This window comes from Nocardia yamanashiensis NBRC 100130 (genome assembly GCF_001613325.1).
GTDB classification, from domain to species: Bacteria; Actinomycetota; Actinomycetes; order Mycobacteriales; family Mycobacteriaceae; genus Nocardia; species Nocardia yamanashiensis.
Window position 1 is genome coordinate 281032 of the sequence record NZ_BDCD01000011.1, and the last position, 12503, is coordinate 293534.

Genomic DNA, 12503 nt, shown 5'->3' on the forward strand with positions numbered 1-12503 from the left:
ACGAAATGTGAATGCGATTCGCATTCTGGTTGGGAAAAGAGGGTGCGGTGGAGACGACGGTGCGGAGGGTGCCGCAGCAGGCTCGGAGCAAGGAGCGGGTGGCGCGGGTGCTGGCGGCCGCGGATCGGATCGTGGCCGTCGAGGGGGTCGAGGCCTTGCGGATGGTGCGGCTGGCGCAGGACGCGGGCGTGTCGGTGGGGTCGCTGTACCAGTACCTGCCGGATCGAGACGCGGTGCTGGATGCGCTGGCCGACGAGTATCTGGGGCGGATCGAAGGAACCCTGGACGATTTGATAGCGGCTGCGGGGCAACAGCATTGGGATGATCCGGTGGAGGGGCTGGTGGAGGTGTTCGCCGAGGTGTATCGGCGGGAGCCGGGGTTCCGGGCGCTGTGGTTCGGGCGGCACGTGTCGGAGGCGATCCGGGTCGCGGACCGGGAGCACAAACGGCGCATGGCCGATGGATTGCGGCGAATCGTGCTGGCGCAGAAGATGCTTCCGGATCGCGAATGGGTGGGGCGCGCGTGCCTGGCGGTGCATCTGATGGCCGATGCGCTCATGCAGGAGGCGTTCCGTATCGACCCGAACGGTGACACGAAGATGTTGCGGGAGTTGAAGACCGCGCTGCGCGGTTATCTCGCGGAGCTGGAGCGGCGCACCGATTAACGAGTGCAGCCGGCGGGAACCAGTGTGCCGGTGATGATTTCGTCCACCCAGCGGCTCAGCGTCGGCACCATCATCGCACCGACCGTGAAATGCTCGCCGGGAAAGGTCTGCAGCCGCACCGACGCGCCGCCGCGGCACCAGTCGTCGTAGAGCGTTTCCACGGCCGTGAGCGGGATCCAGATTTCGCCCGTCCCGTGGTAGAGGAATATCGGCGCGCGGGGTGTGTGCACGCCGAGACGGTTGTCCGACACCACTTTCCGGCCCAGCGGCGTCTCGAGCGGATCGGTGTCGGTGAATCGGTCGAGCGGCAGCGGCGCGGCCAGCCCGAGCGCCGCCTGTAAGACCACGCAGGCGTCGCGCAGCGCGTGCGCGATCCGCCAGCCGTTGTCGTTGAGCAGGGACAGCAGTTCGGGATACTCCCGGGCCAGACCGAGCGTGGCGGCCAGGAAGACGCCGGTCGCGGCATTGCCGTCCATGGTCTTCAGTAGCAGGTCGTAATCGGCCGGGAGACCACCGATCACGGCTCCGGCCAGCGGAAGCTCGGGGGCATAGGCGGGAGCGAGCTGAGCCGCCCAGCCGGTGGCTATCCCGCCGCCGGAATACCCGCTCAACACCACGGGACTGCGCGGGCTCAGATCGGTCAATTGCAGATGCAGGGCGGCGCGGACCGCGTCGAGCACCGCGTGACCGCCCATGTGCCCGGCCGCGTACGCCTGCCGCGGGCCCTGATGGTCGGGCACGATCACCGCGTAGCCGCGGGACAGCAGCAACTGGATCGACACCATATCGCCTTGGAAGCCCCGCTTGAGCTGATACGAAGGCGCACAAGTGTTTCCGAGCGACGACGTCGGGATGTTGTACGACACCAGCGGCCGGGTGCCCGCACCGGTCCACGGGTCGCGCGGCACGTACAGGGTCGCGTTCACCGGCGTCGGCCGGCCGTGCGTATCGGTGGAGCGCACCAGCATCTCCACCGCGCGCACCGGTGTGAGGAACCAGCTCGCGACCGAGCGCACCGAGAGCGCCGCGCCCAGCGGCCGTTCCAGCCAGCCGCCGGGCGGCACATAGAACGGATCGTCCAAAGGCGTCGGCAGCACCGCCGCCAGTTCGTGCGGCGGATCCATCAGCTCGGAGATCGGGTCCGCGGTGCCGTGACCCGCCGGGAACAGCGCCGCGGCCGCGATCGCCAGCGACGCGCACAATCGGGCTACGGCCCGTCGGGCGTTCGTCCTGATGGCACGGATCGTCGCACAGCGATCGCCCGCTTCGGAACGTCAGCGCTTCGACGCGCCGAAGCGAATATTCACGCCCAGGTCACCACCTGATCGAGCTCCGCGCGCGTGGTGCGGAAGCTGTTCGAGGCATGCCCGGCGTCCGGGTAGCCGAACGAAATCCCCGCCACCACCTGGCGCTGCGCCGGAATCTCGAAGTACTCGTGCAGGAACGGCGAATAGGTGGCCAGCGCGGCCTGCGGGGCGGTCGCGACCCCGAGGCTCTGCGCGCACAGCAGGAACGAGGTCAGATACAGCCCGCAATCGACCGCGCCGTACGCCCCGAGGTCGGCCTCGGTGGTCAGGACGGCCACGTGCGGGGCGTCGAAAAGCTCAAAGTTGCGCAGCATTTGGCGCAGGCTGCCCGCGTGGTCGCCGCGCTGCACGCCGACCGCCTGGTACAGCGCGCCGCCGCACTCCCGGCGGCGATCGCGGTACACCCCGTTGTAGGCGGCGGGGAAGGGGATGTCGGTCTGCGCGGGGGTGCCCTCGATGTGGTCGAGCAGCGCTTTGCGGAAGCGGTCGGTGGCGGCCGGATCCGCGGTGACGACCAGCTGCCACGGCTGGGTGTTGCACCAGGACGGGGTGCGCTGCGCCAGCCGCAGAATCGATTCGATGGTGTCCCGGTCGACGGCGTCGGGGCGGAAGGCCCGGCAGGTGTAGCGCTCGTCGAGCAGGGATTGCAGCGCGGTGTAGCGATCGGACATGGTGAAGCCCCTCCTTGGTTGGTCTCATTTCGAGACCGGTTGTATTCGGTCTCATATTAGGACCAGATGGGTAGGATCGGAAGATGCGATATGAGGAGCTGGCCGACGAGCCGTGTTCGATCACGCGATCGCTGGTGGTATTCGGCGACCGCTGGACGCTGCTCATCCTCAAGGCGGCCTTCTCCGGGGTGCGCAGGTTCAACGGGTTCCAGTCGTATCTCGGAATTTCCAAGGGGCGCTTGCAGGATCGGCTCGATCGGCTGGTCGAGCACGGCATCCTGGTGAAGCAGCGGCCGGAGACCGGTGCGCACGAGGAGTACCGGCTGACCGCCAAAGGCCATGACGTGTACCCGATCCTGATGGCGTTCCGGGACTGGGGCGATGCGCACATGGCGCCGGACGGGCCGCCCGTCTACTACCGGCATCGCGATTGCACCGGCGAGGCGCACGTGCACCTCGTGTGCGATGCCTGCGAGCAGGAGATCACCGCGCGGGACGTGACGCCCGAAGCGGGGCCGGGGATGAAACTCCCCACCGGATAACGAGGTGACCGAACCGGCCCGCGTTCGTATAGTCGGGCCGGTGTCCGACCTGATTATCCGGCCCGCCGCTGCCGACGACGAGAAGTTCCTGTGGGCGATGCTGTTCGAAGCCTCGCACTCCGCCGACCTGGGGCGCACCGACCCGGACGAACTGCGTGAGATCCCGGCCCTGGCCCGCTACGTCGAGAACTGGGGCGCGCCAGGTGATTTCGGTGTGATCGGTGGCGCGGACGGCAGCGCGCGGGGCGCCGCGTGGGCGCGCCTGTACACCGCCGGCAATGCCGCCTACGGATTCGTGGACGAACGGACACCCGAACTCGCCATCGCGGTCGCGCCCGGCGTGCGCGGCTCCGGGTTGGGCACCGCACTGCTGACCAGCCTGATCGACGCGGCCCGAACCCGGCACGATGCGCTGAGTTTAAGTGTGCGGCTGGATAATCCGGCCCGCGCGTTGTATCAGCGGCTGGGGTTCGAGGACCTGCCGGGCAGCGATATCACCAATGCCGCGGGCGGCACCAGCGTCACGATGGTGCTGCGCTTCCGATGACCGGTCAGCCATCGATGCCGAAAGCGAGCCGCCCGGACGCGAGATAGTCACTGGGGTCCAGCAGCATTCGGACCTCGGGACGGTCGGCTTCCGGGATGCGCGCCAGCTCGTCGTGCAAGGGTGTGCGCAGCGCCGCGCCGCGCGCGGTGAAGAGCGGGAACCAATTGTCGTGATGGTTGGGCACGAACACCTTCGGTCGCAGTGCCTCGATGTACGTCCGCGGATCCCGGAGGCCGTTGCGGAACTGATTGAACCCCTGAATGGCCCCGATCTGCACATCCGAACCCGGCAGGGAACGCAGTACGTCCAGCACCTGCGGCGCCTTGTCCACCAGCGGCCCGGATGAGTCGTGCCAGGTGAGAGTGAAGCTCTCCGTACGGAATTGGTACAGCAGGACCCCGCCCTCGGGTGCGGAGATATTGCGCGCCAGATGACCGGCGTCGGCGAGAGTCGGTGGGTGCGTGCGGATATCGCACAGGCACGGCGTCGGCATGACGCGCGGGGAAGCGTCCGGTCCGGTCGCACGCGGCGTGGGCGCGGAGTGGATGTGCCGGATCGCCGTCACCGACAGACCGGGCGCGAGCTCGAAATCGTAGCGATCGCCCGGGGTGGAATCGGCGGAACCCAGTTCCTTGCAGGCGAATTCGGCTGTGCCGCGCACCTGCCCGCGCACCGTGGCGCAATGCTCCGCGGTCCCGTGCACCACCGCCCCGGTGGCCTGCGCGATCGGCCCGGCATCGGCCGCATGATCGAAATGCCCGTGCCCGATGAAGATCGCCGCCGGCCGCAGCGCCGCCACCTCGGCGGGTGTGGTCGGCACGTACCCGGACGTCACCCCGCGCGGCACCCAGGCATCGCAGAGAAACACCACCCCGTCCATGGCGATGGCGAACGACGCGCACCCGAACCACGCCATCAGCACCTGATCCGCCCGTACCGCACCGGTTTCCGGATCCACCGCCGCGTCACCGAAGAACCGTCGCCGTGCCGCGATGGTCTCCGCGAGCGTGGGCGCGGCGATCGGCGGCGTGGCGAACCGGCCACCCAAGTCGGCAATGCCGCGCAATCCGGAAATACTCGCCACCGCGTCCCCTGTCTCAGCCAGCGGCCGAGGCTGACCGCGCTCCGCATTCTGCCCCGGGCGGGACCTACTTGTCACCGTCCGTCTCAGGCCCCGGCGATGCGCTCGAAGGTGATGTGGGTGACCGCCGCCGAGCTCTCCAGCTTGGTGCACTCGTACCCGGGCAGCGTCCCGAGATCCTCGAAGATCCGCTCGCCCGCGCCCAGCAGTATCGGCACCTGCGCCAGATGCAGCGAATCCACCAGCCCGGCGCGCAGGAACTGCCGGATGACCGACGCGCCGCCGCCCAGCGCCACGTCCTTGCCGTCGGCGGCCTCGAAAGCCCGCTTCAGCACGGCTTCGGGAGTGTCGTTCACGAAGTGGAAGACGGTGCCGCCCTCCATCTCCACCGACGGCCGCGGATAGTGGGTCAGCACGAATGTGTCGTTGTGATACGGCGGGTTCGGCCCCCACCAGCCGTTCCACGAGTAGTCCGGCCATTCGCCGCGAACGGGCCCGAACATATTGCGCCCCATGATGGTCGCGCCGATGCCGACCCCGAACCGGGTGGCGTACTCGTTGTCCAGCCCGCCCGCGCCGGTCTTCTCCTCGCCCATCATGGCGCGCCCGTGGTCGGTGGCGAAGACCCAGTGGTGCAACGCTTCACCCCCGACGCCGAGGGGATTGTCCTGGCTCTGGTCCGGCCCGGCGACGTAGCCGTCCAGGGAGATCGACAGGTTCTGTACGCGAAGTTTCGGCATGATGCGCTCCCTAACTGGTTGCGATTTGCAATCGGTAGCTATGATAGGAGCAAGCGGTTGTGATTTGCAATCGGTTGCGCGCAATTGGTATGGGAGGCACGGATGGAGCCCAGGTCGGGATGCCCGATCAACGCGACCATCGAGGTGATCGGCGACAAGTGGACGCTGCTGGTGCTGCGCGATGTCATGTTCGGCAACCGCCGCCACTTCCGCGAACTCCTCGCCGGATCGGAGGAGGGCATCGCCTCCAACATCCTCTCCGATCGCCTCAAGCGCCTCGTCGCCGCCGGACTGCTGAGCCGCGACGAGGCGCGCCCGGGGCAGAAGGCCGAGTACCGCCTCACCGAGCCCGCCATCCAGCTGGTGCCGGTGATGGCGGCGCTGGGTTCGTGGGGGCTCCGTCATCGCCCCACCACCGAGCGTTTACGGGTCCGCGCCGAACTGCTGGAGCAGGGCGGCCCCGAGCTCTGGTCCGACTTCATGGACGAGCTGCGCGAATCCCATTTGGGCACAACGCTTCCCGATACCGGCCGCCCGCGCGCCACCGCCCGCCTGGCCGCCGCCTACCAGGCCGCGATCGCGAAAGGCGCCCGGTAGCCGAGACCTTGCGGTTGCATACGGCAATCCGGCGGTGAATTACGGGATTGCACCGTTATCAAGTGGTCGGCAAACGTTAAGCCCCTTGTTAGAACAAGAGCGTTGCATCGATTTCAGTGGTAGCTGAACGAAGGCTGCCGAGAGGGCAATTGGGGGCCCACCATGTACAAAGAGGTGCATGCGGCCGCGCACGAGTTCGAAGACCATCGATACACGATGCGCATCAGCCGCCTCGCCATCGACAAGCTGGGTATCCGGCTCTACGACCGGGTTTCGGCCGTGCTCGCCGAACTCATCGCGAATTCCTACGATGCCGACGCCACCGAGGTCGACGTGACGCTGCCGTGGGGCGTCACGCTCACCGGCAATGTGCGGGCCGCGGACGAACCGCCGTACGAGATAGTGGTTTCCGACAACGGCCACGGCATGACCGCCGACGAGGTGAACCGGAACTACCTCATGGTCGGCTCCGATCGGCGGGTGCGCACCGGCTCGGATCTGTCCCGCGAACGGCGGCGACCGGTGATGGGGCGCAAGGGAATCGGGAAACTCGCCGCCTTCGGCATCTGCCGCACCATCGAGGTGATCTCGGCGGGCAGCCGCCACGACGACCACACCCCGGCGGGCTGGCCGGTCGCGCATCTGGTGCTCGATCTCGACGATATGCTCTCCGACACCGAACGCGACTACTACCCGAAACCCGGTGCGCTGGATGGCACTTTCGCGCCCGAGCGCGGCACCACCGTCATCCTGCGCAATTTCTCGCGCAAGCGGGTCAACTCCGGTTCCGAGCTGAGCCGGCAGCTGGCGGCGCGCTTCGGCATCGAGCGCTCGGACTGGCGGGTGCAGGTGCACAACAGCATCGGCGACGAGGAGTTCACGCTCAGCGATCTGCCCATCGACGTGATGGAGGAGACGCGAGTCGACGTCTCCCGGGTGCCGGTGCGCCTGGGCAATCAGTTTCTGCCGGTGAGCGGTTGGATCGCCTACTCGAAACAGCCCTACCGCGACGAGGCGATGGCCGGGGTGCGGATCTACGCCCGCGGCAAGATCGTCGCGCAGACCCGGGACTTCGGCATCCGGTCGGGCTTCACCGGCGAGTTCAAATTGCGCTCCTACCTGGTCGGCGCGGTGCACGTGGACTGGCTCGACGACGAGGAGGACCTGGTCCGCTCCGACCGCCAGGACATCATGTGGGGGTCGCCGCGCGGGGAGGCGCTGGCGCTGTGGGGCCGGGCGCTGATCAAGGAGATCGGCCGGCTCGGGGAGAAATCCATTCGCCGCCGGGTCTGGGAGGAGTTCGTGGAACGCTCCCGGCTGCACGCGACCCTGGAGGCGATCGCGCCGGGGGACCGGATGTTCCGCGATTCCGTGGTGGACGCCGCGCGAATCCTGGTGGCCAACAAGGACCGTGCCGCGCTCGACGATCCCGCGCACATCGAGAACATGCTCCGCCTCGCGCTCTCGCTGGGCCCGCAGCGCAGCCTGCTGGAAACGCTCAAGGAGATCGCCGAGGACGAGGCCGATCCCGAATTGGACGTCGTGGTAGCGCTTTTCGAGCGCGCCCGGGTCGCCGAGATCTACTCCCTGGGCCAGATCGCCAGCGAGCGCGTGGCCGTGGTGGATCGGTTGCGCGCCCTCATCGACGACCGCCGCTCGCTGGAGCGCCCCTTCCAGGAACTCATCGAGAGCGCGCCGTGGCTGCTCGCCCCGGAGTGGACGCCGCTGGGCATGAACGAATCGCTCAAACGGGTGCGCGCCAGCTTCGAACGCTGGTACGCGCAGAAATTCGGTGTGTCCCTGCGGACTTCGGCCATCGGCAGCGAGAAGCGGGAACCGGATTTCGTGCTGCTGCACGATTCCGGCGAACTGTGGATCGTCGAGATCAAGCGCATGGACTATCACCTGACCGACAACGAGTACAACCGCGCCGTCAACTACCTCTACGAGCTGGATCGCTTCCTGGACGAGAACCCGCGCATCGGCGCGCAGTTCCCGCGCCGGCGGCTCACCTTCATCGTCGATCACATCGACCGGCTCGGCCCGGCCTCGCTGTCCTCGCTCTTCAGCGATCAGCGGGTGGACCGCCGCACCTGGCGCGAACTGCTCGACGCCACGCTGCGGGCACACCGCGATTTCCTCGAACGTGTTTACGCCATGCGCGGTTCCGGCGAAGAATCTCACAGCGACGCAGACCGTCGCGGTGATGCGCGGGCCGGGTGACCGCGACCGCGGATCACGCTCATGACACCATGGACCGGGGTCCGCGGGGGTCGTCCAGACGTTCGAAAAGGTTCGGTGAATGGTTCACGGCACGGTGAAGTGGTTCGACAGCGAGAAGGGCTTCGGTTTCCTGAGCCCCGACGGCGGCGGTCCCGACGTGTTCGTGGAGTACACCGCCGTCGAAGGCGAGGGCTTCCGGTCCCTCGCGGAAGGTCAGCGCGTGGAATTCGAGGTGCGCCGCACCAAGCCGGGGCCCGAGGCCGTGAGCGTGCGCGTCATCACAGCAGGCGGCTTCTGAAGAAGGCCGTCGCCAGCGCCTTGGCGCGCTCGCGCTGCTCCGGCGAATCCTTCGTGAATTCGTCTGCGGCTCGTTCGAATTCGGCGCCGATGAAATTAGCGATGGGTTCCGGAACGCTGCCGGCGCCCATTTCGCGGGTGCGTGATTTCAGCTCGGTCAATTCCGCGACGGCCGTGGTCAGCTCGGCCGGAAGTTCGCATTCCGCCAGCAGGGTCGGCAAATGCATGGGCGCCACGGATTTGTCCGGGTGCTCGTGCAGCCAGCGCAATGCCATGGCCGGGCGCAGCGAGTAGAAAACCTTCTTCAGCGATCGATTCGAATCGAACAGCTGCCATTGCCGCCGGCCCAGATGCAGATAGTGCCGGGCCACCCGATTGCGATCCGCCACGGTGTCGGCGAGTTCCCGCAGTTCCGTGCGGAATTCGGCGTCACCGCGATAGACGATCGGAGACATCAGCCATTCGATCAGTACCGCATTGCCGCTGACGAGCAGCCGCAGCGCCTTCATCAGATCCCAGCCGTTCACATCCAGCAGACCGATCAGCGGCGTCTCGATGACATCGCGGCCCGGCCACGGCGTCACGTAGTCCTGGATCGGGCGCAGGTAGACGAACCGGCAGTCGTAGTCGGAATCGGGCGACGGGAACCCCCACGCCCGGCTGCCGCTCTCGATGGCGAGCAGGACGGAGACCTGGTCGTCGCGCTCGATCCGGTCCAGTTCGCCGTCGATCGTGGCGACCACCGCGGGGTCCATCTCGGGGGGAATCGAGCGCAGGGTCATGGGGCTCGAGGCTAGCCCGGGAGCCGGCTCCGGTCCACGTCAATAGGGCCCGCTGCCCCCGGAATTGGGGGCGTGATTTGCCCGTTATAGACCGGTTATTGGCGAAACTATGGACTCGGTCACATGTCCAGTAGTGTATGACGCCCATCACAACGCGCTAATGCCGGTAACGGGCCGAGAAATGCCGCCGATAGGCTCGGTGTCATCGAGTTCAATTGGTTCTTATGAGAGGCATCAAATGATCCCCGTTATCCTGGACACCCTTGCTGCTGCGTTCAACGGCACCATCAACACCGGTTCCGCCGCGCTGCACGGCCTGGTCGACACCCTGTGGACCGGCTCCTTCGGCAAGTGAACTTGCTGACCGTCTAAATATTTAGACTTCGAAAGCCCGGCCTTGGGCTCCGCAGCTCCGAGGCCGGGCTTTCGGCTATCCGTGATGGGCTCGTGATAGGCGCTCGGCATGACTCGAAATCCGCCTCGCGAGTACATGATTCGCTGATTATTAGCCGGAAGTGGCTGGCGCACTTTCGTTTCGACAGCGTCCACGAGATGCCCTATGTTGACCGTTATTCGGACGGTCGTCCAGGGATTCGGCGCTGCTGCTCAGGCAGCCGCGACGTGCCCGAGGGGAGTGTGGAGAGTTGTTGAGAGTGGGATGAACGTCGAGGCATTGCAGTCCAGCTGGCGTCAGGTCGAACGCGTCGGCGACGAAGCCGTCCAGTACTTCTACGCGCACCTGTTCCTGGCCCACCCCGAGGTCCGGGAGATGTTCCCGATCCGGATGACCGGGCAGCGCGCCAAATTCTTCGCCGCGCTCGGCCGCATCGTCAGCAATGTGCACACCCTGGCCGAGGACAGCGAATTCGTCGCCCAGCTGGGCCGCGACCACCGGCGCTTCGGCGCGGTGCAGGCGCACTACCCGGCCGCCGGCGGCTCGCTGCTGGCCACCCTCGCGCACTTCCTCGGCCGGCACTGGACCGACGAACTCGCCCAGACCTGGACCGACGCGTACTTCGCGGTCGCCGACATCATGATCGCCGCCGCCGATCGGGCCGCCGCGGACACCCCGGCCTGGTGGGACGCCGAGATCGTGGCCACCGAGAAGCGCAGCATCGACGTCACCGTGCACACCGTGCGGCCGGTGCAGCCCTACGGCTACGAGGCCGGGCAATCGCTCGCGGTCGAGATCCCGCAGCGGCCGCGACTGTGGCGGTACTACTCGCCCGCCAACGCACCGCGCCCGGACGGCACCTTCGACCTGCACGTCCAGGTCGTGGACGGCGGCGAGGTCAGCGCGACCTTCGCCCGTCAGGTGCGGCCCGGGGACCGGATTCGCCTGGGCGCGCCCGTCGGCACCGCTTTCGTGATCCCGTCCGACGCGGTCGACAACCTGCTGCTCATCGCCGGCGGCTCCGGGCTCGCGCCCTTGCGCGCGCTGGTCGACCGGATCGAACGCGAATCCCGGCATGGTGCGGTGCCGCGCGTGCAATTGCTGCACGGGGTGCGCACCTCCTGGAACCTCTACGACCACGAGGCGCTGACCGCGCTCACCGAAAACCCCTGGTTCGCCTATACCCCGGTGGTTTCCGAGGATCCGGGCTTCCACGGCGTGCAGGGCACCGTGGGCGCGGTCGCCGCCCGCGGTCGCGAACTGAGCGGGACCACCGCGCTGGTGTGCGGTTCCCCGGCCATGGTCGCGGCCACCGTCTCCGCGCTGACCGGGGCCGGAATGCCCAGGCACGCCATCAGATTCGAGACGTTCGGCCAGGCCCCGGCCGCCGAACCGCGCACCGCCGACAAGGTTGACCAATGGACGTGACACCCGACGACATCCGAAACGCACGGTTCAAGGGCTCGCGACTGGGCCGGCGCGGTTACGACGCCGAGGACGTCGAGCTCTACCTGGACAAGGTGAGCGCCGCCATGGCCCGGGTCGCGCGGGAGAACCGGCAGCTCACGCTGACCAGCAATTCCGCCGAGCTGTCCCGGTTGCAGCGGGAGAACATGCAGCTGGCCGCCAAGAGCGAGGCCCTGCAGCTGCAGATGCAGACCATGGCGTCGGCCGGTGAGGTCGCCGAACTGCAACAGCAGCTGGCCAACGCGCACTGGGAGATCGCCCGGCTGCAAGGCGAATTGGAGAAGGACGAGCTGGGGATCAGCGATCGCGCCGTCGCGGTGCTCAATCGCGCGCAGCTGTCCGCCGACGCCATTATCGAACAAGCCGAACAACATGCCCGCGACCTGATGGCGGTCGCGCGTGGGCAGCAGCGCGAAATGCTGCAGCAGGCAAGGGAATCCGCGGGGGCCAACCGGTTCGGCGGATACCTCGACCCGGAGACCGAGGACCAGCGCTACGAGCAGCTGCGCGCCTACTCCGACCTGCTGCGCAGCCAATTGCAGGCGATGATCCAGACCCTCGCGGTCGAGGTCGACAAGCTGGCGCTGCTCCCGCTCCCGGGCACCACGGCCACCGCCGGTGTGCTGCCCGGTGATTCGGCCCGGCCCGCCGGGCTGACGGTCGACGGGTCCGGATACCCGTCACCGAATTGATTCGTCCATGCATGGAACGGAAGTGGGGGACAGCCTCATGAATATCGAAGCGTTGCAAGCCAGTTGGCAGAACGTCGAAGCCGTCGGGCCGGAAGCGGTGGAGTACTTCTACAACCACCTGTTCGAGGCGCACCCCGAGGTCCGGGGCATGTTCGCCGAGGACCTGACCGAGCAGCGGGCGCGGTTCCTGGCCGGGCTGGGCCGGATTCTCACCAATGTGCAGACCCTGGGCGAGGATCCGTCGTTCGTGCAGCAGCTGGGCCGCCATCACGCGCAGCTCGGTGTGGTGGCCGACCACTACCCGGTTGCCGGTGCTTCGCTGCTGGCCACGCTGGAGCATTTCCACGGGGACGCTTGGACTGAGGAACTGGCGCAGACCTGGGCCGCGGCCTACGGCGCGGTGGCCGATCTGATGATCGCCGCCAAGGAACCGGTCGCCTGATCGGGCAATTCAGCGCGCGCGGAAAAGCCGGTCCCGGGTTATGCCCGAGACCGGCT

Annotated in this window: 14 protein-coding genes; 9 read left to right on the forward strand and 5 right to left on the reverse strand. The window is 67.5% G+C overall.

Annotated elements, in window-relative coordinates; genetic code table 11:
• The first annotated feature begins 11 nt into the window (after positions 1-11).
• The gene (locus NY1_RS11905; RefSeq protein ID WP_067711153.1) at positions 12-665 is read left to right on the forward strand and encodes a TetR/AcrR family transcriptional regulator; all 654 of its coding nucleotides are present in this window, start codon (positions 12-14) and stop codon (positions 663-665) included.
• Here NY1_RS11905 and NY1_RS11910 read toward each other — a convergent pair.
• A complete protein-coding gene (locus NY1_RS11910; RefSeq protein ID WP_233434293.1) occupies positions 662-1867 on the reverse strand; it encodes a lipase family protein in 1206 nt (401 codons plus the stop codon). The two genes, NY1_RS11905 and NY1_RS11910, sit on opposite strands and share 4 nt — an antisense overlap.
• Before the next feature lie 101 nt (positions 1868-1968).
• Positions 1969-2643 carry a nitroreductase gene (locus NY1_RS11915; protein WP_067711156.1) on the reverse strand — a complete coding sequence of 225 codons (675 nt, stop codon included), beginning with the start codon at positions 2641-2643 and terminating at the stop codon, positions 1969-1971.
• An 83-nt stretch (positions 2644-2726) separates the two neighbouring features.
• Here NY1_RS11915 and NY1_RS11920 point away from each other — a divergent pair, with 83 nt between their 5' ends.
• Both NY1_RS11920 and NY1_RS11925 read left to right on the forward strand, forming a co-directional pair.
• Positions 2727-3185 (forward strand): winged helix-turn-helix transcriptional regulator, encoded by a 459-nt coding sequence (locus tag NY1_RS11920; protein ID WP_067711157.1) that lies wholly within the window; start codon positions 2727-2729, stop codon positions 3183-3185.
• A 40-nt stretch (positions 3186-3225) separates the two neighbouring features.
• The gene (locus NY1_RS11925; RefSeq protein ID WP_067711539.1) at positions 3226-3732 is read left to right on the forward strand and encodes a GNAT family N-acetyltransferase; all 507 of its coding nucleotides are present in this window, start codon (positions 3226-3228) and stop codon (positions 3730-3732) included.
• A 4-nt stretch (positions 3733-3736) separates the two neighbouring features.
• Here the strand turns inward: NY1_RS11925 and NY1_RS11930 are convergent, their stop codons facing one another.
• Positions 3737-4816 carry an MBL fold metallo-hydrolase gene (locus tag NY1_RS11930; RefSeq protein WP_067711159.1) on the reverse strand — a complete coding sequence of 360 codons (1080 nt, stop codon included), beginning with the start codon at positions 4814-4816 and terminating at the stop codon, positions 3737-3739.
• Between the two features lie 83 nt (positions 4817-4899).
• On the reverse strand, positions 4900-5553 hold the full coding sequence (locus tag NY1_RS11935; RefSeq protein ID WP_067711160.1) for a dihydrofolate reductase family protein: 654 nt from the start codon (positions 5551-5553) through the stop codon (positions 4900-4902).
• Between the two features lie 102 nt (positions 5554-5655).
• On the opposite strand from NY1_RS11935, the gene NY1_RS11940 reads away from it, so the two are divergent.
• The 3 genes from NY1_RS11940 to NY1_RS11950 all read left to right on the forward strand — a co-directional run bounded on the left by NY1_RS11940 (position 5656) and on the right by NY1_RS11950 (position 8671).
• A complete protein-coding gene (locus NY1_RS11940; protein WP_067711162.1) occupies positions 5656-6150 on the forward strand; it encodes a winged helix-turn-helix transcriptional regulator in 495 nt (164 codons plus the stop codon).
• Positions 6151-6312: 162 nt separating this feature from the next.
• Positions 6313-8373: an ATP-binding protein gene (locus NY1_RS11945; protein ID WP_067711163.1), complete on the forward strand. Its 2061-nt coding sequence runs from the start codon at positions 6313-6315 to the stop codon at positions 8371-8373.
• Between the two features lie 79 nt (positions 8374-8452).
• Complete coding sequence (locus tag NY1_RS11950; RefSeq protein WP_067711165.1) at positions 8453-8671, forward strand: cold-shock protein; 219 nt, start codon at positions 8453-8455, stop codon at positions 8669-8671.
• Here the strand turns inward: NY1_RS11950 and NY1_RS11955 are convergent.
• On the reverse strand, positions 8652-9452 hold the full coding sequence (locus NY1_RS11955; RefSeq protein WP_067711166.1) for a nucleotidyltransferase domain-containing protein: 801 nt from the start codon (positions 9450-9452) through the stop codon (positions 8652-8654). The two genes, NY1_RS11950 and NY1_RS11955, sit on opposite strands and share 20 nt — an antisense overlap.
• A 658-nt stretch (positions 9453-10110) precedes the next feature.
• On the opposite strand from NY1_RS11955, the gene NY1_RS11960 reads away from it, so the two are divergent.
• From NY1_RS11960 to NY1_RS11970, 3 genes are read left to right on the forward strand one after another with little or no spacing between them, the layout of a single operon-like run.
• Positions 10111-11274 carry an FAD-binding oxidoreductase gene (locus tag NY1_RS11960; protein WP_067711168.1) on the forward strand — a complete coding sequence of 388 codons (1164 nt, stop codon included), beginning with the start codon at positions 10111-10113 and terminating at the stop codon, positions 11272-11274.
• A complete protein-coding gene (locus NY1_RS11965; RefSeq protein ID WP_067711169.1) occupies positions 11265-12005 on the forward strand; it encodes a DivIVA domain-containing protein in 741 nt (246 codons plus the stop codon). The genes NY1_RS11960 and NY1_RS11965 overlap by 10 nt, the downstream gene beginning before the upstream one ends.
• Before the next feature lie 37 nt (positions 12006-12042).
• Positions 12043-12447, forward strand: coding sequence for a globin domain-containing protein (locus tag NY1_RS11970; protein ID WP_169815339.1), 405 nt, complete (start codon positions 12043-12045; stop codon positions 12445-12447).
• Positions 12448-12503 lie beyond the last annotated feature (56 nt).

Bases quoted from the DNA above. Each gene is read 5' to 3' on its own strand.
- NY1_RS11905 (WP_067711153.1), top strand. From the start codon at position 12: ATGCGATTCGCATTCTGGTTGGGAAAAGAGGGTGCGGTGGAGACGACG.
- NY1_RS11915 (WP_067711156.1), bottom strand. From the start codon at position 2,643: ATGTCCGATCGCTACACCGCGCTGCAATCCCTGCTCGACGAGCGCTAC.
- NY1_RS11920 (WP_067711157.1), top strand. From the start codon at position 2,727: ATGCGATATGAGGAGCTGGCCGACGAGCCGTGTTCGATCACGCGATCG.
- NY1_RS11935 (WP_067711160.1), bottom strand. From the start codon at position 5,553: ATGCCGAAACTTCGCGTACAGAACCTGTCGATCTCCCTGGACGGCTAC.
- NY1_RS11940 (WP_067711162.1), top strand. From the start codon at position 5,656: ATGGAGCCCAGGTCGGGATGCCCGATCAACGCGACCATCGAGGTGATC.
- NY1_RS11945 (WP_067711163.1), top strand. From the start codon at position 6,313: ATGTACAAAGAGGTGCATGCGGCCGCGCACGAGTTCGAAGACCATCGA.
- NY1_RS11950 (WP_067711165.1), top strand. From the start codon at position 8,453: ATGGTTCACGGCACGGTGAAGTGGTTCGACAGCGAGAAGGGCTTCGGT.
- NY1_RS11955 (WP_067711166.1), bottom strand. From the start codon at position 9,452: ATGACCCTGCGCTCGATTCCCCCCGAGATGGACCCCGCGGTGGTCGCC.
- NY1_RS11960 (WP_067711168.1), top strand. From the start codon at position 10,111: ATGAACGTCGAGGCATTGCAGTCCAGCTGGCGTCAGGTCGAACGCGTC.
- NY1_RS11965 (WP_067711169.1), top strand. From the start codon at position 11,265: ATGGACGTGACACCCGACGACATCCGAAACGCACGGTTCAAGGGCTCG.
- NY1_RS11970 (WP_169815339.1), top strand. From the start codon at position 12,043: ATGAATATCGAAGCGTTGCAAGCCAGTTGGCAGAACGTCGAAGCCGTC.